Origin of the sequence: Sphaerisporangium dianthi (assembly GCF_042654065.1) — a bacterium.
GTDB classification, from domain to species: Bacteria; Actinomycetota; Actinomycetes; order Streptosporangiales; family Streptosporangiaceae; genus Sphaerisporangium; species Sphaerisporangium dianthi.
Genome location: NZ_JBHSFP010000029.1, coordinates 1 through 20813, shown reverse-complemented (window position 1 = coordinate 20813; position 20813 = coordinate 1). Strand labels below are relative to the sequence as shown.

At 72.6% G+C, this 20813-nt stretch carries 18 protein-coding genes; 4 read left to right on the top strand and 14 right to left on the bottom strand.

Annotation, left to right across the window (positions count from 1 at the left end; all coding sequences use genetic code 11):
- Window positions 1–21: 21 nt before the first annotated feature.
- The 5 genes from ACFO60_RS30945 to ACFO60_RS30925 all read right to left on the bottom strand — a co-directional run bounded on the left by ACFO60_RS30945 (window position 22) and on the right by ACFO60_RS30925 (window position 4779).
- Entirely contained in the window at window positions 22–711 is a 690-nt protein-coding gene (locus ACFO60_RS30945; protein ID WP_380847305.1) for a response regulator transcription factor, read from the bottom strand.
- Window positions 711–1346 (bottom strand): hypothetical protein, encoded by a 636-nt coding sequence (locus ACFO60_RS30940; RefSeq protein ID WP_380847302.1) that lies wholly within the window; start codon window positions 1344–1346, stop codon window positions 711–713. The genes ACFO60_RS30945 and ACFO60_RS30940 overlap by 1 nt, the downstream gene beginning before the upstream one ends.
- A 27-nt stretch (window positions 1347–1373) precedes the next feature.
- Complete coding sequence (locus tag ACFO60_RS30935; protein WP_380847299.1) at window positions 1374–2693, bottom strand: ABC transporter permease; 1320 nt, start codon at window positions 2691–2693, stop codon at window positions 1374–1376.
- Window positions 2690–3454, bottom strand: coding sequence for an ABC transporter ATP-binding protein (locus ACFO60_RS30930; protein ID WP_380847573.1), 765 nt, complete (start codon window positions 3452–3454; stop codon window positions 2690–2692). Before ACFO60_RS30930 ends, ACFO60_RS30935 begins: the two co-directional genes overlap by 4 nt.
- 140 nt (window positions 3455–3594) lie before the next feature.
- Window positions 3595–4779, bottom strand: a complete 1185-nt coding sequence (locus ACFO60_RS30925; protein WP_380847296.1) for an efflux RND transporter periplasmic adaptor subunit — start codon at window positions 4777–4779, stop codon at window positions 3595–3597.
- 224 nt (window positions 4780–5003) lie between these two features.
- On the opposite strand from ACFO60_RS30925, the gene ACFO60_RS30920 reads away from it, so the two are divergent.
- A complete protein-coding gene (locus tag ACFO60_RS30920; protein ID WP_380847293.1) occupies window positions 5004–7409 on the top strand; it encodes an efflux RND transporter periplasmic adaptor subunit in 2406 nt (801 codons plus the stop codon).
- 68 nt (window positions 7410–7477) lie between these two features.
- On the opposite strand, the gene ACFO60_RS30915 is transcribed toward ACFO60_RS30920, so the two are convergent.
- The 4 genes from ACFO60_RS30915 to lhgO form a co-directional block, all read right to left on the bottom strand.
- Window positions 7478–8542 carry a cobalamin-independent methionine synthase II family protein gene (locus ACFO60_RS30915; RefSeq protein WP_380847290.1) on the bottom strand — a complete coding sequence of 355 codons (1065 nt, stop codon included), beginning with the start codon at window positions 8540–8542 and terminating at the stop codon, window positions 7478–7480.
- Window positions 8543–8678: 136 nt separating this feature from the next.
- Entirely contained in the window at window positions 8679–10280 is a 1602-nt protein-coding gene (locus ACFO60_RS30910; protein ID WP_380847287.1) for a sensor histidine kinase, read from the bottom strand.
- Window positions 10277–10978, bottom strand: coding sequence for a response regulator transcription factor (locus ACFO60_RS30905; protein WP_380847284.1), 702 nt, complete (start codon window positions 10976–10978; stop codon window positions 10277–10279). Before ACFO60_RS30905 ends, ACFO60_RS30910 begins: the two co-directional genes overlap by 4 nt.
- Before the next feature lie 23 nt (window positions 10979–11001).
- Window positions 11002–12186 carry an L-2-hydroxyglutarate oxidase gene (gene lhgO / locus ACFO60_RS30900; RefSeq protein ID WP_380847281.1) on the bottom strand — a complete coding sequence of 395 codons (1185 nt, stop codon included), beginning with the start codon at window positions 12184–12186 and terminating at the stop codon, window positions 11002–11004.
- 142 nt (window positions 12187–12328) lie between these two features.
- Here lhgO and ACFO60_RS30895 point away from each other — a divergent pair, with 142 nt between their 5' ends.
- Together ACFO60_RS30895 and ACFO60_RS30890 are read left to right on the top strand one after the other, a co-directional pair.
- Window positions 12329–12721 (top strand): hypothetical protein, encoded by a 393-nt coding sequence (locus ACFO60_RS30895; protein WP_380847278.1) that lies wholly within the window; start codon window positions 12329–12331, stop codon window positions 12719–12721.
- Window positions 12722–12962: 241 nt separating this feature from the next.
- Complete coding sequence (locus tag ACFO60_RS30890; RefSeq protein ID WP_380847275.1) at window positions 12963–13724, top strand: hypothetical protein; 762 nt, start codon at window positions 12963–12965, stop codon at window positions 13722–13724.
- Window positions 13725–13929: 205 nt separating this feature from the next.
- Here ACFO60_RS30890 and ACFO60_RS30885 read toward each other — a convergent pair whose 3' ends face one another.
- Window positions 13930–15060 carry a hypothetical protein gene (locus tag ACFO60_RS30885; RefSeq protein WP_380847272.1) on the bottom strand — a complete coding sequence of 377 codons (1131 nt, stop codon included), beginning with the start codon at window positions 15058–15060 and terminating at the stop codon, window positions 13930–13932.
- 189 nt (window positions 15061–15249) lie between these two features.
- On the opposite strand from ACFO60_RS30885, the gene ACFO60_RS30880 reads away from it, so the two are divergent.
- Entirely contained in the window at window positions 15250–16221 is a 972-nt protein-coding gene (locus ACFO60_RS30880) for an aldo/keto reductase (RefSeq protein WP_380847269.1), read from the top strand.
- A gap of 246 nt (window positions 16222–16467) precedes the next feature.
- Here the strand turns inward: ACFO60_RS30880 and thpR are convergent, their stop codons facing one another.
- The 4 genes from thpR to ACFO60_RS30860 form a co-directional block, all read right to left on the bottom strand.
- Complete coding sequence (thpR, locus tag ACFO60_RS30875) at window positions 16468–17031, bottom strand: RNA 2',3'-cyclic phosphodiesterase (protein WP_380847266.1); 564 nt, start codon at window positions 17029–17031, stop codon at window positions 16468–16470.
- Window positions 16985–18415, bottom strand: coding sequence for an MFS transporter (locus tag ACFO60_RS30870; protein ID WP_380847263.1), 1431 nt, complete (start codon window positions 18413–18415; stop codon window positions 16985–16987). The genes thpR and ACFO60_RS30870 overlap by 47 nt, the downstream gene beginning before the upstream one ends.
- A complete protein-coding gene (locus tag ACFO60_RS30865; RefSeq protein ID WP_380847260.1) occupies window positions 18412–18876 on the bottom strand; it encodes a MarR family transcriptional regulator in 465 nt (154 codons plus the stop codon). Before ACFO60_RS30865 ends, ACFO60_RS30870 begins: the two co-directional genes overlap by 4 nt.
- 145 nt (window positions 18877–19021) lie before the next feature.
- Entirely contained in the window at window positions 19022–20293 is a 1272-nt protein-coding gene (locus tag ACFO60_RS30860; protein ID WP_380847257.1) for an MFS transporter, read from the bottom strand.
- Window positions 20294–20813 lie beyond the last annotated feature (520 nt).

Here is a 20813-nt window from a genome sequence, read left to right as displayed (position 1 = left end):
GCCACCCGGAGCGGGCGGCGGTCACTGACGGGGCGCGCGGAGGACGTAACCCACCCCTCGGAGCGTGTGGATGAGCCGGGGCTCCACCGTGTCGATCTTGCGTCGCAGGTAGGAGACGTAGGACTCGACCACGTTCCGGTCCCCGCCGAAGTCGTAGTTCCAGACGTGGTCGAGGATCTGCGCCTTGGACAGCACGCGCCCGGCGTTGACCATGAAGTAGTGCAGCAGCTTGTACTCCGTGGGCGACAGCTTCACCCGGCCGCCGGCACGCCAGACCTGGCGGCCCTCCTCGTCGAGCTCCAGGTCCGCCACCTGCAGGCGCGTGGGCAGGTCCAGGTCCCCTCTGGTGCGGCGGAGCACCGCCCGGATCCTGGCCAGCACCTCCTCCAGGCTGAACGGCTTGGTCACGTAGTCGTCGCCGAGCCCCAGGCCGGTCAGTTTGTGCTCGGTCTCGTCGCGGGCGGTGAGGAAGAGCACCGGAGTGCGCCTGCCGCCCGCGCGCAGCCGCTGCGCCACCGCGAAACCGTCCATGTCGGGCAGCATCACGTCGAGCACCACCAGATCGGGGCGGACGCGCTCGACGAGCTGGACCGCCTCGCGCCCGTCCGCGGCGGTCGTGACGTCGAACCCGGCATAGCGCAGCGTCGCCGACAGCAGTTCGCGGATGTTCGGCTCATCGTCCACGATCAGCAGCTTCGCCTCACCGGGCATCACGGCCTCCCACCGCCGAACCCTCCTGCCCCGCCGCCCTGGTTGACCGAGGTCGCGGTGACGGAGCCGTCGCTGCCCCGCTGCCCCTGGACGACGATGGTGCTGCCGGGCTTGAGGTCCTTGACCTTGCCTTCCTTGCTGACCTGGACCTTGGTGTCACCCGAGGTCCTGACGGTGACGATGCCGCCTCCCGCGGTCTCCAGGTAGATCTTGCCGCCGTCGACGAGCTTGATCGTGCCGACGGTGACGTTGGCGAACGCGCCGCCCTGCCCCGCTCCCCGGCCCTGTCCCTGGCCTTGACCTGGACCCTGGCCTTGACCCTGGCCCGCGCCGGGAGGCCCGAACCGCCCGCCGCCGGCCCGCTGCCCGTCGCCGGCGCCTGCCAGGAGTCCCTGGAGCGCGGCCTGGCGGGTGTTCGCGACGCCCCAGAACTTCTGCAGCTGGATGCCCACGACCACGCCCGCGACCAGGAGCACGGCCCCGGCGAGGACCATGGTCAGCTTGGACGTCCGGCGCCGCTCGGGCCGGGCCGCGAGTTCGGCGTCCAGGTCATTCTCGAACGGCGAGGTCTCCAGCAGCTCGTGCGCCGTCACCGGTTCCTCCGTCACGTACGGCTTGCGCCTGCTCGAACTCATGATCACTCCTTGTGCGACGGCCGTACGTCACTCGTGCCGCAGCGCTTCGATGGGACGCAGCTTCGCCGCCCGGTTCGCCGGGTAGCTGCCGAAGAACAGGCCGATCGCGACCGAGACGCCGAGCGCCAGCACGATCGACGCCGGCACGACGACCGGCTGCACACCGGCGATCGTGAACCTGGTGCCGATCAGCGCGATGGCGACGCCCAGCAGGCCGCCGATCAGGCTGAGCATCGTGGCCTCGGCGAGGAACTGGCCGAGGATCGCGCCGCGCGGCGCGCCGATGGCCTTGCGGATGCCGATCTCCCGGGTCCGCTCGGTGACGGTCACGAGCATGATGTTGGTGATGCCGATGCCGCCGACCAGCAGGCTGATGGCGGCGACCGCGCCGAGCAGCACGGTGAACGTGCCGGTCGCGGCGCTGACCGTCTCCTGGAGCGTCGCCTGGTTGAGGATCCGGTAGTCGGCGGTGGCCGTGCCGGTGATGCCGTGCCGCTGGTCGAGGATCTGGGTGATCTCCGTCTGGGCGGCGTCGACCGCGGTGGCGCTCTTGGCCTGGACGATGACCTGGCCGAGCGCGCCGAACCCGGTGAGGCTCTGCTGCACGGCCGGCAGCGGCGCGATCGCCACGTCGTCGGCGTCCTGGAAGCCGGCCGACCCGGCCTCCTTGAGCACGCCTACCACGGTGAACGGCACGCCGCTGATGGTGATCTGCTTGCCGATCGGGTCCACGGCGCCGAACAGGGCGTCCGCCACGGTCTGCCCGATGACGATGATCTTCCGGGCGCTCAGCACGTCGTCGTTGAAGAAGTACGACCCCTTGGCCACCGGCTTGTTCGACGCCTCGAAGTAGCTCGGATAGGTGCCGACGAGCTGCGCGATCGAATGGCTCGCCCCCTCGTACGTCGCCGTCTGCGCCGAGGCGGTGACGACGGGGGACACGCTCTTGACCGAGGGGGCGCCCGCCGGGTCGGCCATCGCCTTGGCGTCCTCCAGGGTCAGTTCCTTGGCCTGCGTGCGGGGGCCCGTGGCGGCCTGCTGCTGGTTCCGTCCGCCCCCGCCGAGGGCGAAGAACCCGCCGCCGCCACCGCCACCTCCGCCGCGCGCTCCTCCGCCGCCTCCGCCTCCGCCTCCGCCTCCGCCGGTGAAGGACTGCATCACGGTGAGGGTGTTGGAGCCGAGCCGCTGGATGTTCTGCTGGATCGTCTGCGAGGAGCCCTCGCCCACCGCGACCAGCATGATGACCGCCGCCACACCGATCAGGATGCCGAGCGTGGTCAGGGCGCTGCGCATCTTGTTGGCCGTCAGGCCGCGAACGGCGAAGCGCAGGACTTCCAGGGCGTTCATCGGTCCCTCACCACCTGGGAGGCCAGCCGGGGCGGCGGGCCGTCGACGGGCGCCTGGCGGTGGTCCTCGACGACCATGCCGTCCACCAGGCGGATGATCCGCTTGGCGTGCGTGGCCACGTCGTCCTCGTGCGTGATCACGACGATCGTGCGCCCGGCGTCGCTCAGCCGGTCGAGGATGGCGAGCACGTCGGCCGTCGACTTGGTGTCGAGGTTGCCGGTCGGCTCGTCGGCCAGCAGCAGCGACGGCGCGGTGACCAGGGCGCGGGCCACGGCGACCCGCTGCTGCTGGCCGCCCGACAGCTCGTTCGGCTCGTGGTGGACGCGGTCGGACAGCCCCACCTGGTCCAGCGCCGCGAGGGCCCGCCGGCGGCGGTCGCCCGCCCCGACCCCTCCGTACGCCAGGGGCAGCTCCACGTTCGCCAGCGCCGTCATGCGGGGGATGAGGTTGAACGACTGGAACACGAAGCCGATCTTCCGGTTGCGCAGGATCGCCTGCTGCCGATCGTCGAGCGCTCCGACGTCCGTGCCGTCGATGAGGTAGCTGCCGCCGCTCGGCACGTCCAGGCAGCCCAGGATGTTCATCAGCGTCGACTTGCCGGAGCCGGACGCGCCCATGATCGCCACATGGTCGCCGCGCTCGACGGTGATCGAGATGCCGCGCAGTGCCTGGACGCTGGCGTCCCCCTCGCCGTAGACCTTCGTGACCTGCCGCACGTCCAGGACCGGAGGTGTGCGGCCGGCTCCGCGCTGGACCGGCACGCCGGCCGCCGCGTGAGACGGCCGTCCGTCCTGCGGGCCGTCGCCGTCCCAGCGGGTCACCGGCCGATCGTCTCGCGGGCCGGCGCTCTCCCAGGCGGTCACCGGCCGGTCGTCCTCCCGGCCGGCGCCCTCCCAGGCGGTCACCGGCCACCGCCGAGGCGGACGGCGCCGCCACCGCCGGGGAAGCCCCCGCCCGGGAAGCCTCCTTGCAGGCCGCCTGTGCCGCCCGCCGAGGTCCGCACCACCTGGTCTCCCTCGGCCAGCCCGGACTTGATCTCGGTGAGCGTGTCCCCCTTCACCCCGACCTCGACGGTCTTGGTGACCTGCTTGCCGCCGGAAAGGACGGTGACCGTGTTCTGGCCGCCCGCGGTCCTGACCGCCGAGCTGGGGACGGTCAGCGCGTCGTCCGCCTTCGCGACGATGACCTGCACGGTCGTCGTCTGGCCGAGCCGCACGGTCTTCGGCACGTCGGTGAGGGAGACGGTGGCGGAGTACTGGACCACGTTGTTGCTGGTCTGCGCCACCGGATCGATCAGGGTCACCTTGCCGGAGGCCGTCACGCCGGGCAGGGCGTCGAACGTCACCGTCGCGGACAGGCCGATCTTCAGCTTGGTCACGTCCGACTCGGTGAAGTCGCCGACGACCTGGAGCCTCTTGGTGTCGGCGATCTCGATGAAACCGCCGGAGGACCCTGAGCTCGAGGAGCCGCTGGAAGACGTGGAGCCGCCGCCGGACGAGCCCGTCCCCCGCGAGCCCGACGACCCGCCGGAGGAGGCGGAGCCGCTGGAAGTGCCCGTGGACGACGAGCTCCCCGAACCGGAGGAGGAGCCGCCGACCGTCCCGTTGACGGCGGTGATCGTGCCGCTGAACGGCGCCTTCAGCACCGTGCCGTCGAGCGTCCGCTTGGCGTCCCGGTAGGCGTTCCTGGCCTGGACGTACTGCGAGTAGCCCGACGCGGTGGAGGTGTCGCCGTCCTTCGCCGCGTCGAGGCTCGCCGCGGCGGCGTCCAGACTCTCCTCGGCCGCCGTGTCGTCGACGCGGGCGAGGATCTGCCCCTTGGTGACCTTGTCGCCGTTCTCGACGTAGATCTTCTGGACCGTGCCGCTCGAGCCGAAGCTCAGCGACCGGGTCCTGGCGCTCTCCACCGCGCCGGAGGCCGACACCGACGACAGGACGGTGCCACGGGTGACCGGCGTGGTCGAAGGCGCAACCTCGGCGGAGGAGCCCCCGTTCAGGGAGGCGTACGCCACGCCGGCGCCTCCCAGCAACAGCACCCCGAGGGCGCCGTTCACGATCAGCGCTCTGCGCTTCGTCGACAGCTTCACGACCACCGAGCCTGGACCACGCCGCTTGGGCCAACCTCCGTCATCCCTGAAGGTTTGCTGAAAAGCCGGGGACGTCCTTGCGCCCCGCACGCCGCCGATGCCCCGGCAGGCGGCGGCTCGGGCATGAAACCGCAGCTCAGCTCGGTCCGCGCGAGCGCCGATACACAGGAAACTCTCAGGCCCGCCTGAGCTTGGGATGACGTCCGGTGACCAGGATTGGCCGCATGAGATCGAGCACTCCGCCAACCGCCGTGCGCGTCGGGGGACTCGCCCTCGCCGGGATCGTCCTGGCGGCCGTCGGGCTGGTCTACCTCGGAGACGCGGACACCTCCGCGGGCGCCCGCGTCGAGCTGGCGTCGGCCAAGCGGGGCACGATCGTGAGCGGCGCCTCGGCGGCGGGCGACACCGTGGACGCCCACATCCGCGACCTGGCCTTCGGCGCCGACGGCACGGTGGAAAAGGTGTACGTGACGGTCGGGCAGAAGGTCAAGAAGGGGCAGGTTCTCGCGCGCATCGACGACACGATCGCCCAGGAGGACTACACGGCCGCCAAGGCGTCCCTCGCCGCCGCCGAGGAGACGCGCGACAAGCTCGAAGAGGCCGGGAACGCCGCATCCACCGGCTCAGGCGGCACCGGCGCTTTCGGAGGCTCGGGCGGCTCGGGGTCCTCCGGCCGTGTCCCCCGCCCCACTTCCCCCACCGGCCGCCCCTCGGCCCAGCCTTCAGGCGAGCCCACAGCGCAGCCCTCCGGACGGCCCACGGCGAAACCGTCCGGACAACCCTCGGGCACCCCGTCGGCCGAACCCTCGGGCAAGCCGACCGGACAACCTTCGGGCAAGCCGACCGGGCAGCCCTCGGGCAAGCCGACCGGGCAGCCCTCGGGCAAGCCGACCGGGCAGCCCTCGGGCAAGCCGACCGGCGCACCGGCCACACCGACGTCGTGCCCCACGACCCCGGGACCGCATCCCTCGGGATCGCCGAGGCCGGGCACCCCCGAGCCCAGCGCCATCCCCAGCGTCGGCTTCACCATCACCCCGAACGCGGCCAGGCTGGCAGCGGCGGCGGAGGTGCTCCGGGCCTCCTACTCGAGCGGCCACGCACCCGGCGCCGGCCACGAGACCGGTCCGACCGGCCGCGAGGCCCCCGCGGCCGGCGGCGATCCCGCCGACTCCGCAAGCGAGCGATCACCGGCCTCCGACTCCCCAGGGCAGCGGTCCCAGGGCTCCGGCTCCGAGGCCACACCGACCCCCAGCCCGACGCCCACGCCGAGTCCGACACCGAGTCCGACGCCATCGGCAGGTACGACGGCCACGCCGAAGGCGACGGCCACAGCGAAGCCGAAGACGACCGCCATGACCACGGCGAAGCCGACTCCGAAGGCGCCGGCGACGCGGAAGCGGACGGCCGGTGCGCACTCGCCGCGACCGTCCGCCTCCGCCACTCCGAGGCGCGGTGACACCCCCGACCGCAGGACCGGCGCGACCAGCGGCTCCGGACGCGGCGGAACCCATAGCCCCAGGCCGTCCGCTTCTCCCACCCCCGTCGCCTCACCTTCCAGCACGCACACGACCCGCCCGGCAGAGCCCACGACGCCCCCCACGGCCGAGCCCACGGTCGATCCCACCCCCGAGCACACCACCCGGCCCACGGCCGAACCCACCCCCGAGCACACCATCCGGCCCACGGCCGGGCCGACCGGGACCGTCGTCCCCGTCGTTCCGGCTCCGGTCGGATCGAGCCCCGCTCCGCATCAGAGCCCGGCGCCGACGGCGCACCCCTCACCCACCTGCGGAACCCCCAACGGCCAGAACGGCGGGCCCGACCAGAGCCCTCAGGGCCAGGGCGGCCAGGACGGCCGCGGCGGGAACGGCCAGGGCGGGCAGGGCGGCCGGGGAGGACGCGCAGGCCAGGCCGGCCAAAGCGGCCGGAGCGGCGGCCAGGGCGGGCAGGCGGTGACCACGGTGGCGGAGGCCGAGGCGAACGTCGCCAAGGCCGAGACGGCCCTGCGACAGGCCGAGGACGCGCTCGCCGGGGTGAAGATCAAGGCTCCCGCGAAGGGGACGATCTTGACGGTGTCCGGCGCCACGGGGACGCCCGCCACGGCCGGCTCGTCGTTCATCACGCTCGGGAACCTTGACGAACTGCAGGTGCAGGCCATGTTCTCTCAGACCGACGTCGTCAACCTGAAGGTCGGACAGATCGCGACGATCTCCCTGGCCACCCGGCCCGGCATGACGTATCGCGGCAAAGTGGCCCATATCGACGTGGTGGCGACCACCACGAACCTGCTCGTGCAGTACGGGGTGATGATCGCGTTCGACCGCCTGCCCAAGGGGCTCATGCTGGGGCAGACGGCCACCGTCCAGGTGACGCTGGACGAGGCGCGGGACGCGGTGTACGTGCCAGCGCAGGCCGTGCGGACCAGAGCGGACGGCGTCGCGACGGTCCTCGTCCACGACGGCGGTCGCAGCGTCGAGCGGCCGGTCATGCTCGGCGTGCGTAGTGACCGGTACGTCGAGGTGACCTCCGGCCTCACCGCGGGCGACCAGATCGAGCTGCCCGGCGGCTCCGGCGGAGGCTTCCCCGACGACGGCTTCCCCGGCCTCCCGTCCCCCTCACGAACCCCCTGACCCACCCAGGGCACGGCCGGGACGGATCAGAGACCCGCCTCGGCCGGTTCAGAGGCCCTCTGGCCGGTTCAGGCGCCCAGTGCCTCCGCCGCGAGGGCGGTGCCCTCGACGCGGGCCGCGATCTTGGCGAACGCGGTGTCGCGCGAGGTGGAGGTGTCGTCGGCGAACGGCGCGAAGCCGCAGTCGTCGCAGGTGCCGAGCCGTTCGGCGGGCAGGCGCCGCGCGGCCTCCAGCACCCGGTCGCGTACCTGTTCCGGCGTCTCGACGGCCGGGTCGATGGGGTCGGTCACGCCGACGAAGATCCCGGCCTGTGCGGGCAGGTGGGCGGCGATCAGATCCAGCACCCGCCCCGGGTCGGCCTCGCCGGCGAGCTCGACGTAGAAGTTGCCGGCCCGCAGGGTGAACAGCGTGGGCAGCAGGGCGGCGTAGTCGACGTCCGCGCTGTGGGTGGAGTCCTGGTCGCCTCCGGGACAGGTGTGCACGCCGATGCGGGCGCGCTCGGCGTCGGTGAAGCGCTCGAGCACCTGGTTGTTGAGGGCGACGAACTGCTCCAGCAGCCCGCCGCTCGGGTCCAGCTTGAGCGACAGCCGCCCTTCGGTGAAATCGAGCTGCACCACGTGCGCTCCGGCGTCCAGACAGCCCCGGATGTCGGCCTCGGCCTCCGCGACCAGGTCGTCGATGAACGCCTTGCGCGGATAGCCGGCGATGCCGTCGGCCGGGTAGAGCAGGCTGAGCGCCGAGGGGGCGATGACGGCCTGCTTGACCGGCAGGGCGGTGTGGCGGCGCGCGGCCTGGAGGTAGGTCGCGGCGCGCGCCCCGTAGCGGAACGGCCCCGCCGTCAGGCGTGGGAGCTGCCGGGTGTGCCCGTCGGCGAACGGGATGACCGCCCCGTCCGGGGCGAGGTCGCCCAGCCCGGCGATCGGGTAGGTGGCGAAGCTCGGCTTGGACTGCTCGCCGTCGACCAGGACGGGGCTGCCGATGCGCTCGAGCCTCGCGATCGTGTCGGCGACGGCCGCATCCTGCGCGGCGGCGAGGTCGTCGTCTCCAAGGCGGCCCGCCGCGTGCTCCGCCATCGCGGTCAGCAGATCGGAGGGCCGGGGGATACTGCCGATCGGTTCGGTGGGGATGCTCATCCGGCGAGCCTAGATAACGATCCCCGGGCCATCAATGATCAGTCCAGAACCGGACACCAGCCGGTGCGCGGCCGAAGCCGAGCACGGACGCCCTCGCCGTCGCCGGGTCAGGGCGAGGTGTCCGGAGGTGGAGACCTCAGGGGGACGGGGGCAGGACGTCGGGGGCCAGAGGGAGGGTCACGCGGAAGGTGGCGCCGGCGCCGGGGGCCGTGCGCACGGCCACGGTTCCTCCGTGCGCCGCGACGAGACCGGCCACGATCGCGAGGCCGAGGCCGCTGCCGCCCGAGGCCCCGCCGCTGTCCGCGCCTTCCGGGCGGGCGTCCGCGCCCTGCCGGGCGCCGGAGGTCAGGGGGGCGCGGGTTCTGGCCGGGTCGGCGCGGTAGAAGCGTTCGAAGACGCGTTCGGCCTGTTCGGGGGCGAGACCTGGCCCCTTGTCCGCGACCTCCAGGAAGGCGGCGGCCTCTTTCGTCCCCGCCCGCACCGTGACCGGCGTGCCCGGAGGGGTGTGCGTGAGCGCGTTGCTCACCAGGTTGCCGATGATCTGGCGCAGCCGCACCTCGTCGCCGGAGACGATCGGGGCCACGTCCCCCGCCACCTCCAGGGCGATGTCCCGGTCGCCGGCGAGGATGCGCGCCTCCTGGACGGCGTCGGCCCCGAGGGCGAGCAGGTCGACCGGGCTCATGGTGAGCGGCCGCTGCTGGTCCAGGCGCGCGAGCAGCAGCAGGTCCTCGACCAGGACGCCCATGCGGGCGGCGGCGTCCTCCACCCGCCGCATGAGCCGGACGGGGTCACCGGCGGGGTTCTGCCGGTAGAACTCGGCGAACCCGCGGATGGAGGTGAGCGGGGTGCGCAGTTCGTGCGAGGCGTCGGCGACGAACCGCCGCATGCGCTCCTCGGAGGTGCGGGCGGCCGCCTCCGAGACCTCGCGGGCGCGGAAGGCGGTCTCGATCTGGGCGAGCATGCCGTTCAGGGACGCGGAGAGGCTCCCGACCTCGGTGTGCGGGTCGCGGTCGGGGACGCGGCGGCCGAGGTCGCCGGCGGCGATGGCCGCCGCGGTGTGCTCCATCTCCACCAGGGGGCGCAGGCTCCGGCGGACGATCACCACGCCGAGGACCGCGAGGACGACCATGACCAGGCCGCCGCCCAGCAGTTCGGTCAGCGCCAGCCGCCCGGTGATCTGGTTGACCGAGGACATGTCGATGGCGATGACCACGCTCCCCATGCCCGCCACCGAGGCGGCGCGCAGCCGCCACTCCCCTCCGCCCGACTCGGCGGGGACGGTCTGCGGCCGCCACGCCGACGCGGCGAGGTCCGGCAGCACCGGACCCGGCCGGTGCTCGGCCTCCAGCCCGGCGAGGGCCGCCACGATCTTCCCGTCGCGGTCGCGGAGCTGGATCAGCCCGTCGGGGGGCACCCGGTTGCCGAGGCCGGGGCCGCGTTGCAGGCGCCGGGCGACGTCCTGGGCGAACGTGGCGAGCTGCTGGTCCACCCGGTCGACCAGGTAGCCGCGGAGTACGGACACGCTGCCCGCTCCGATGCCCGCGAGCGCGATCGCGACGAGGGCCAGCATGGTGGCGATCAGCTTGATCCGCAGCGGCGTCCGGGCGAACAGCGCGGCGCCTCTCGCCCGCCACGGGGCGAGCACGGACACGGCCGCGGACCGGCCGCGAGCGAGCGCGGACGCCACCGCGGACCCGCCGCGGGCGAGCGCGGACGCCGCCGGTGCCGGGGGGCTCATGTGGGCGGGGTGCGAAGGACGTAGCCGACGCCGCGCAGGGTGTGGATGAGCCGGGGAGCCGTGTTGTCGATCTTCCGTCGCAGCACGGAGACGTACGACTCGACGATGCCGGCGTCGCCGCGGAAGTCGTAGTCCCACACGTGGTCGAGGATCTGCGCCTTGGACAGCACCCGCCCGGCGTTGGCCATGAAGTAGCGCAGCAGCTTGAACTCGGTGGGCGAGAGCGGGACGACCGTGCCCTGCCGCCACACCTCGTGGCTCTCCTCGTCCAGCTCGATGTCGGCGAAGGTCATCCGGGGCGGCGGCGTCGTCGGGTCACCGGCGGTGCGGCGCAGCACCGCGCGGATGCGCGCGATCACCTCTTCGAGGCTGAACGGCTTGGTCACGTAGTCGTCCCCGCCGAGGGTGAGCCCTCTGATCTTGTCCTCGGTGGCGTCCCTCGCGGTGAGGAAGACCACAGGGGTGTGGGTGCCGCCGCCCCGCAGGCGCCGTACGACGTCGAACCCGTCCATGTCGGGGAGCATGACGTCCAGCACGATCAGGTCCGGACGGCGGCGCTGGGCGGCCTCCACCGCTTCGGCGCCGTTTCCGGCCGGGGTCACCGAGAACCCCGCGAACCGCAGGCTGGCGGCCAGCAGTTCCAGGATGTTCGGATCGTCCTCGACGACCAGCAGTCGGGCTTCAGGCGATTCGCTCACCTTCCTATAGTGGCCTCATCGTCTTAAGCCGAGATGAAAGAAACGATGTGCCGGGCGATCGCCAGGCTCGACGTGGCGGCGGGCGAGGGGGCGTTGCGCACCACGATCACCCGGCCGTGGACGTCCACGACGAAATCGTCGACCAGGCTCCCGTCCCGTCCGACGGCCTGGGCGCGCACTCCGCCGGTGGTCCGCACCAGGTCTTGTGACTCCAGGCTGGGCACATAGCGGCGCGCCGCCTTGAGGAACGCCCTCTTGGCGAGCGAGCCGTAGACCTCGGCCAGGCCGGTCTTCCAGTGCGCGACGGCCATACGGCGGGTCCCCGGCCAGGTCAGGATGTCGCGCAGGTCGCGGAGGGACACCTGCCGCCAGGAGTAGCCCTCGCGGGCGAGGGCCAGCACGGCGTTCGGGCCGACGAGCACCTCGCCGTCGATGCGGCGGGTCAGGTGCACGCCGAGGAACGGGTAGCGCGGGTCGGGGACCGGGTAGACGAGCCCGCGGACGAGGTCCTTGGCGGCGCCGGCCAGCTTGTAGTACTCCCCGCGGAAGGGGACGATGCGCACGTCCCCGGCGTGCCCGCTCATCGCGGCGACGGCGTCGGACCCGAGGCCCGCGCAGGCGATCAGCCGGTCGAAGGCCAGCCGTGTCCGGCCCGCCAGCACCTCCACGCCGCTCGCGGTCTCGCGCAGCGCCCGCGCGGGCCGTCCCAGCCGTACGCTGCCGCCGCTCGCCTCGACGTCGAGGGCCAGGCGGCGGGCGACGGCGGGGAAGTCCACGATCGCCGTGCGCGGCGAGTGGACGGCGCCGACGCCGACGGCGTGCGGCTCGATCTCGCGCAGCCCGAGGGCGTCCAGCTCGGCGATGTCCGCCACGCCGTTCTCCCTGGCACGGGCGGCGATGCGCCGCAGGCCCGCCCGCTCGGCCGCGGTGGCGGCGACGACGAGCTTGCCGACCTCCTCGTAGGGGATGTGGTGCTCGGCGCAGTACTCGCGCAGCAGCGCGGAGCCGTCACGGCAGAGCCTGGCCTTGAGCGAACCGGGCGTGTAGTAGATGCCGGCGTGGACGACGCCGCTGTTGCGCCCGGTCTGGTGAGCGGCGACGCGGTCCTCCTTGTCCAGGACGGTCACGGTGGCACCGCGCGCGGCCAGCTCGCGGGCCACGGCCAGCCCGAGGATGCCCGCACCGATGATTCCGATTCGCTCGCTCACAAACGGACATCTTCCTCGGTTTGCGGAGGGCGCGCCAGACGAGAGGCGCGCGGCCCGAGAACGGCAAAGGTTGGGAAAGCTCCAGGGAAAGCGGCATAACGGCCAGCAGTGTCTCGAACAGACATTCGATACACTTCGTGGCGTGTATCTTCCGCCGGGATGGCCGCCCGAGGTCCGCCCGCCGGGGAGCCCCGACTGGGAGTCCTCGGCGGTGACCTGGCTTCTCGACGCCGTCCCCCCCGACTACCGGGCCTACGGCGTGCTCCGGCGGCATCCCCTCGCCCTGGCCCGCATGGCCCTGCACCACGTGAACGCGACGGTGGAGGCCGCGCGCACCGGATACCGGCGGGCGGCGGTCGAGCTGAAGGAGCACCTGCCGCCGCACGCCATCGAGGCCGTCCTCGAGACCTACCGCCGCGAAGGACCGCGACTCGTGCGGCTGGCCTCCTCGATCGAGCTGGTCGAGCAGGCCCTGCGCGGCGAGCCCTTCGTCGCCCGCATGGACACCTCGGGACAAAGAAGATCGCCCAGGTAAAACCCTCGGACGAGACCGCTCAAGAGTCTTCCCCCGCCCTCGGTTCCGCGGCTCCGCAGGGCATACCACGACGGGCACGCCGACATGATCCGCACTGATGTTCCGGCGTGCCTCCAGCCCCGACCTCCCGGGGCGAAGTCACCAGAACGAGGGGAAGTTCATGAATTCAGCCCATGCTCTGGCATCCCTGCCACAGCGTGTCCTCCTTCTCGGCGCCACGGCGCTCCTGACGCTCCCCACCATGGGGATCTCTTCCGCATCGGCACAGTCGTCCCCCGGCGCGCCGTCCGCCGCCCCGCCCGCCCCCGCCTGCACGCTGAGCAACGGAGGGTTCGAGGAGCCCACCGGCCTGCAGGGCGCCGGCAACCTGAAACGGGACATCCCGAACTGGCGGACCACCTCCGCCGACGGTGCGATCGAGCTGTGGGGGCCGGGCAACGCGCCCGCCACGGGCTCGGAGGTCGCCGCCGACTCCGGCACGACGTTCGCCGAGATCAACGGCACGCAGCCGTCGACCCTGTACCAGGACATCGCCACCACCCCCAAGACCGTCCTGGTATGGCGGCTGGCGCACCGCGCGCGCAGCGCGAGCGCCGATCAGAAGGACGTCGTTCGCGTCAGGATCGGCACGCCGGGCGGCACGACGACCCAGATCCCGCTGGGGCAGACCACTCCCGACATCGCCGACGGCGGCAGCGCGTGGGGCCACCACACCGGCATCTACCGCGTCCCCAAGGGCCAGAAGCTCACGCGGTTCTCCGTCGAGGCCGTCTCCTCCGCCCAGGGCGTCCCCAGCCTGGGCAACTTCCTGGACTCGGTGGACGTGACCTGCAGCCCGCCGTGCCCCAAGACGAAGGTCCCGCAGCGGGTGTGCGACGGCTGGGGCCTGCCCTTGTACCGGGTTCACACCGCTCTGCCGGCGCGCAACCCGCACGGACGCCCGGCGCACCCCGCGCCCATCGGCACCGCGAGCGACTTCCTCCTCCCACGCCCCGCGCGGTGAGCCGGCGCTGATCCGCGGCTGATCCCGGCACGCGAGCCGGGGTCCGGGCGCCTTCCGGGACCGCGTGCACCGGCCCCGGATGGCGCTCGGACGTGCGGATACCACAGTGGCCGCACGAACGCCCGTGACGAACGCCCGTGACGAACGCCCGTGACGAACGCCCGTGACGCCGGCCGGCGCGCGGCCCGTTCCACGGGTGGAGGGCTCAGCCGACGCGGCGGGCGATGACCGCGATGATGCCGGTGGCGCCCAGGGCGACGCCGAGCCACAGGGCGATGACCCCCGCGGGCACTCCGCCGTCGTCACCGTCGCTCGCCGCGGCGTGCGAGGAGGCGACGTCCGGCGCTCCCGCCGCCCGGGACGGCGTGACGCTCACCTGCGGTCCGCCCGTACGCGCCGGCGCCTGCGCGGTCCTGGCGGGCAGGGCGCCCGCGGGAAGCTTCACCTGGTAGACCGGGCTGCCGGCGCCTTCGGTGCCGGTCAGCAGCGATTTGCCGTCCCGGGTGTAGGTGATCGACTCGGCCTGCTGCAGGGACGGCATGGAGACCCGGGCGATCAGATCGCCCGGCGCGCGGTAGACCGACGCCGAGAAGTAGGTGCGGATGACGAAGCTCGACCCGTCGGGAGCGTAGGCGGCGTCCGTCGCCATGATCGGCGCGGAGGCGACCCGGCGCAGGATGTTCACCTTGTCCGTGCGCAGCCGGGTGGGCGCGGCGTACACGGAGCCGGCGAACTCCTTGCTCACGACGTAGAGCCGCCCGGTGGACGGGTGGACCATGATGCCCTCGGCGTTGCGGTTGCCGTCCTTGTACCGGAATCGGTAGCGGGTCGCGGGCAGGGTGGCGTTCCGCAGCACCTTGGGCTCGGCCACCTTGTAGATCGAGTAGTCGGGCCAGCCGCCGTTGAGGTTGTCCCCGATGTCGGCGAACCACAGCACGCTCTGCCCGGTCGCGGGGTCGACGGAGGCCGCCATGGCCTCCCAATCTCTGGCCGCGGCCCCGGCGACGGTGAACGTGGCCAGGGTGCGGCCGTCGGGGCCGACGGCGAAGAACTGCGGCCCCGCGCCGCTGTCGTTGTGGGTGTAGACCACGTTCTTGTGCGTGGGCGAGACGGCGAGGCCGCTCGACTCGCCGATGCGCGGGTCCTTGAACCGGAACAGCAGCCGCTGTTCGCCTCCGTCGAGCCTGGCTCCCTCACCGCGCGGCCTCACGGCTGCCTCCGGCGCCGCCGAGGCGGACGCCGCGACCGGCATGGACGCCGCGACCGGAGCGGCGGCGACCGCCGCGAACGCGGCCAGGACTCGGGCCCCCACGAACATCCGTCTGCTGCTCCCCATCCGCACATCATGCCCCGCGCCCCGGTCCGGCGCGCCGCAGCCACCGCGCGGGTTCAGGGCTGGAGTTGGGATAGGTCTGGTCGAGACACCGTCTGCGCGCGTGCCGGAGTCCCGCGTGGGGACGCCGGCCGATCCGGTGAGAGGACGGGGCTGGGCTGGAGTGCACTCCAGGTGTTTAGTGTGAGACACATGGAATACGCACATCTTGGACGCAGCGGTCTGTCCGTGAGCCGGCTGTGTCTCGGCACCATGAACTTCGGGCCGGTGACCTCGGAAGAGGACTCGTTCGCCATCATGGACAGGGCGCACGAGCTGGGGATCAACTTCTTCGACACGGCCAACGTGTACGGCTGGAAGCAGGGCGAAGGCGTAACCGAGCAGATCATCGGACGGTGGTTCGCCCAGGGAGGCGGCCGCCGCGAGAAGACCGTCATCGCCACCAAGCTGTACGGCGCCATGGGCGACTGGCCGAACGACAACAAACTGTCGGCGCTGAACATCCGGCGGGCCTGCGACGCCTCGCTCAAGCGGCTCCAGACCGACTACATCGACCTCTACCAGATGCACCACGTCGACCGGGACACGCCGATCGACGAGATCTGGGAGGCCATGGACGTCCTGCGCCAGCAGGGCAAGATCATCTACGCGGGGTCGTCCAACTTCGCCGGATGGCACATCACCCAGGCGCAGGAGGCCGCCAAGCGGCGCAACTTCACCGGCCTGGTCTCCGAGCAGTCGCACTACAACCTGCTCACCCGGAGCGTCGAGCTCGAGGTCCTCCCGGCGTGCGACGCGTACGGCCTCGGGGTGATCCCGTGGAGCCCGCTCGCCGGCGGCCTGCTGGGCGGCATCCTGCGGAAGATCGACAAGGGCCGTTCCGCCGCCGATCGCGTGCTGACCGTGCTCGAGAAGCACCGCGACCAGGTCGAGCGGTACGAGGCGTTCTGTGACGAGCTGGGCGAGCAGCCGGCCGACGTGGCGCTGGCCTGGCTGCTGAGGCAGCAGGCGGTGACCGGCCCGATCATCGGGCCCCGCACGGTCGAGCAGCTCGACGGCAGCCTGCGCGCGCTGGAGATCGAGCTCGACGACAAGGCGCTGGCGACGCTCGACGAGATCTTCCCCGGTCCCGGCGGCCCGGCCCCCGAGGCCTACGCCTGGTAGCCATGGGCGCCCGCCAGGGCGCCACGAGTGAACATGAGGCCTCCGGCGACGCGCCGGGGGCCTCACCCTTTCGTCCCGTGAGGCACGGGTTCCCGGCCCGTGAGGCACGGGCGCCCGGCAAGGGGGAGGGAACGCCGATCGGCCGGCGGGCGCTATGAGAGCAGCGCGCCGATCACCACGATGATCACGAGCAACGCGAGCACGGTGGGCAGCAGCCAGCGACGGGGACGGTCCACGTTCTGGAGCCTAGCCGCGTCCGGTGAGTGGCCATGCCCCGAGAGCCTCGTAACGCACGGACGGCCCGAGGTGGCTGCGCATGAGGTGGACGGCGCCGGCGTGCCACGGCGTCCCGGCGAAGGAGCTCAGCGCCTCGACCAGCGGCCGGGCGTCGACGCCCGCGCGCGGGCGGGCGCGGGCGAGGGTGAGGTGGGGGTGGAAGGGCTTGCCGTCGGCGTGCCCGGCCCCGGCGCGCCGTGCTCCTGCGGCCAGCGAGGCCGCCATACGGGACAGGGGAAGGCCGCCGCCGCGCACGCCGAGCCAGACGACCCGCGCCCGGGCCGGGGAGGAGAACGCGCCTCCCGCCCCGAACGACAGCGTCATCGCCGGATGACGGCCCGCGGCCCGTGCCAGCCGTTCCGCGAGGTCGGGCAGCGCTTCCTCGGCGACCTCGCCGAGGAAGCTCATCGTGACGTGCCACAGCTCCGGGGCGACCCAGCGCAGCTCCGGCCAGTCGTCCCGGTGGGGCTCGACGGCCTCGGCGACCTCAGCGAGCGCCTCCGGTGGCGGCGACAACGCCACGAACAGCCGCACCTCGCGTCCTTCCCTCGGCGAAACGGGTGAGCAGCATCGCCAGACCGACGCCCAGAAGGCACATCACCCCGCAGATCACCACTCCGAGGCGTGGCCCGGCGAGCTCGCCGATCCAGCCGATCAACGGGGCGCCGATGGGGGCGCCGGCGGTGAACACCAGGACATAGATTCCCATGACCCGGCCCCGCATCTCCGGTGAGGCCCCGAGCTGGACCGAGGAGTTGGCGGCGGTGTTCGTCGTGATCATCGCCATGCCCGCCGGCATCAGCAGGAGCAGGAAGACCGGGTAGGAGGGCGCGATGCCGGCGGCGATCTGGGCGACGCCGAAGCAGACGGCCCCGCCGATCAGCAGGCGGCGGCTCGGCCGTGCCCGGCGGGCGGCGAGCAGCGCCCCGCCCAGCGCCCCGACCGCGAACACGCTGGACGCCACGCCGAACGACGACGCGTCCTGGCCGAACACCTGCTTGGACATCAGCGCGATGCTCATCGAGAAGCTGGTCGCGAACATCGCCACGAACGCCACCAGCAGGATCGGCATCAGCAGCTCCGGCCGCTGCCAGACGTGCAGCAGGCCCTCGCGCAGCTGTCCCTTGGCCCGGGCGAGCCGCTCGGGGGTGCGCAGTTCGGAGCCGCGCATCAGCAGCAGCCCGGTGATCACGGCGGCGAAGGACGCCGCGTTCAGCAGGAAGATCGGCCCGGTGCCGCCCAGCGCGTAGATCAGCACGCCGGCGATCGCGGGGCCGACGACCCGTGCGAGGTTGAAGGTGGAGCTGTTCAGCGCGATCGCGTTGGACAGGTCGTCGCGGCCGACCATCTCCACGACGAACGACTGGCGCGTGGGCACCTCGACGCACGAGACGATGCCGAGCATGAACGCCATCACGTACACGTGCCACACCTGGGCGTGCCCGGTGATGGTCAGCAGGCCCATCGTCAGCGCGAGCAGCCCCATGAGCGACTGGGCGGTCATCAGCAGCGGGCGCTTCGGGTAGCGGTCGGCGAGCATGCCGCCCCACAGCCCGAACAGGACCACCGGCAGGAACTGCAGGGCGGTCGTGACGCCGAGCGCCGCCGAGCTGCCGTGGGTCAGCTCCAGGACCAGCCAGTCCTGGGCGGTGCGCTGCATCCACGTGCCGACGTTGGACACGACGCTGCCGGAGACGAACAGGCGGTAGTTGTAGTTGCGCAGTGAACGGAACATGCCGCCGGTCGAAGGGGCGACGGTCTCGGCGCCCCGGGTCTCCTCGGCCTGCACCTCCCCCAGCTCCGATCTCCGCACGGCCGCGTCCCTGGAGCCGGCCGTGACGGGATCGGGCGCCGTGGGCGGCGTGCCGGGTTCGGGAGGGTCTGCGGGCTCGTCGTCCACAGCCTGTGGACGGATCACATCTGCGAGAGCTTCTCCAAGATCGGCGCCGCGGCCCTCAGCGTCGCCCGCTCCTCGGGCGTCAGGTCCATCAACCGCTGGGCCAGCCACGCCTCCTTGCCTCGGCGCTCCTCCTTCAGCAACCCTCGGCCGGCCTCCGTCACACTGACGGTCACCTGCCGGCGGTCGGTCTGCCGCGGAGCGCGGGCGACCAGGCCCCGCTCCTCCAGTGCGGCGATCACTCGCGTCATCGAGGGTGGTTGCATCTTTTCGAGCTCGGCCAATTCGCCAGGGGTGATCCCTGAGTGCCGTTCTACGGCGGCGAGCGTCGCGGCCTGCGTGGGGGTCAGCTTGTGGGCTCCGCCCTGTCGCCGGAGCCGCCTGGTCAGCCGCGCCAGAGACACGCGCAGCGCGGACGCCAGCCCGGCGTCGCTGCGCAGGTCCAACTGGCGCTCCGTCTTCTTCGGGGTGTTCGTTAGCATAGGTCATTACCTTCGCTAACTATATCCGACATGTCGTAATTCCCAAGGGCTCGAAGGGATTTCGTCGCGGCGCATCACCGCGACGAGGCGGCCGTGACACGCAGGCCAGGTGTAACCGCAGGTCGAAGGCGTGCGGCGATGCCGCTCACCGCGGGGTGGACGCGGCGGCGGCCTCCCGGCCGTCCTCGGCGGGCCCCGCCGTAGCGCGCATGGTGCGCACCTGGCGGGACAGCAGGGTGAGCGCCGACGCCACGACGATCAGCGCGGCCGCGCCGTACTGCGTGGGCGACAGCCCGATCTTCTCGGCGATCGGCCCGGCGATCAGCGCGCCGAGCGGCATCGCCATGACCGAGCCCAGGGCGTCGTAGGCCGAGACGCGGGCCAGCCGCTCGGCGGGCACGTTGCGCGCCAGCGCGACGCTCCACTGCACGATCATGACCTCCATGCTGGCGCCGAGGACCACCGCGGCCAGGCACACCGCCGCCAGCGGCCAGTGCATGGCCAGCGACAGCGGCGAGACCGCCAGCAGGGCGCCGATGAGCGCCACCGCCCGGATGGGCCTTCGCGGGGTGAAGCGCAGGGAGACCACGCCGCCGACGATCAGGCCGAGGGCCTCGGACGCGGCGATCGCGCCCCAGGCGGTCGGGCCGCCCAGCTCGGCCTTGGCGACCGCCGGGCCGAGCACCATGAACCCGCCGTACCAGGCCATGAGGACGACGCAGAACTGCACCACGACGGCCCACAGCCAGGTGTGCGAGACGAACTCCGACCAGCCGTCCCGCAGGTTGGCGATCATGCCGGCGCCCGCCGTCCTCTCAAGACCGGTCGCCCGGATGGCGAGCAGCATGGGGATCGTGCCGAGCAACCCGATGCCGCAGACGGCCAGGGCCCATCCGGGGCCGAAGGCGGCGACCACCACGCCCGCGACCGCCGCGCCTCCCATCTGGGCGCCGTTCATCGCGAGCCTGCTCACGGCGTTGGCCTGCTGGAGCAGCGAGTCCGGCACGATCTTGGGCAGCAGGGCCTGCGAGGCCGGGTAGAACACGGCCATCCCCACCCCGGTCATCGTCTCCAGCACGATCATGTGCCACAGCCGGGCCTGCCCGCTGATCACCAGGACGCCGAGCAGTCCTTCGGACACCGCGATCACGACGTTGGCCGCGATGATGACCCGCTGGGGCGGGACGCGGTCGGCGATGACCCCGCTGATCAGCGTGAACACCAGCGAGGGCGCGATCTGGGCCGCGAGCACGTACGCGAGGTCGGTGGTGGAGCCGGTGAGGTCCAGCACGGCGAACGAGACGCCGACCAGCGAGAACGCCACGGCGGCCGGAGCGAGGAAGCGGTCGGCGAGCAACAGCCGGAAATCGCGGATCGCGAGCACCGGGAAGCGTCGGGCCAGGGTGCGCCAGAGCATCACAAGCGTCCGATCGAGTAGGCGGCAGCGTTCGACGTTAACCGGCGCCCGCGAGCCGGGCAACGGATTTTCGTCCCTGGACGGGCGCGTCGGCCCAGCTCTGCGGCCTGGAGCCCCGGGTGGACCCTCGCGCCCGGCCGAACGGGTCCTCCTCGGCGCCGAGGCGCAGCCGGGACCCCCGACGTCGCGATCGCAGCGCAGGCCCGCCATCCCAGCGCGCCGGCCGCCGCCGGGGCTCCGGGGCCGGTCGGCACGGGGTTTTGAACCGTTCAGCGCCGACCAGCGCGTCCGTTCCCCCGGACGGCCGCCCGCTTTACGCCCTGCCGGGCCGGTCTCACGCTCGCAGGTGAAGCCGTGCGCCGACATGAATCGATAGGGGAACGATGAGACCTCGCAAGCCACACCTGTGGGCGGCCATCGCCGCCGCACTCCTCTCCGCCGTGACCCTCGGCCCCGCGGCGCGCGCCGCGGCCGTCACCTCGGCGGCCGACGCCGGGGCCGTCGCCTCCCCGGCGCACGC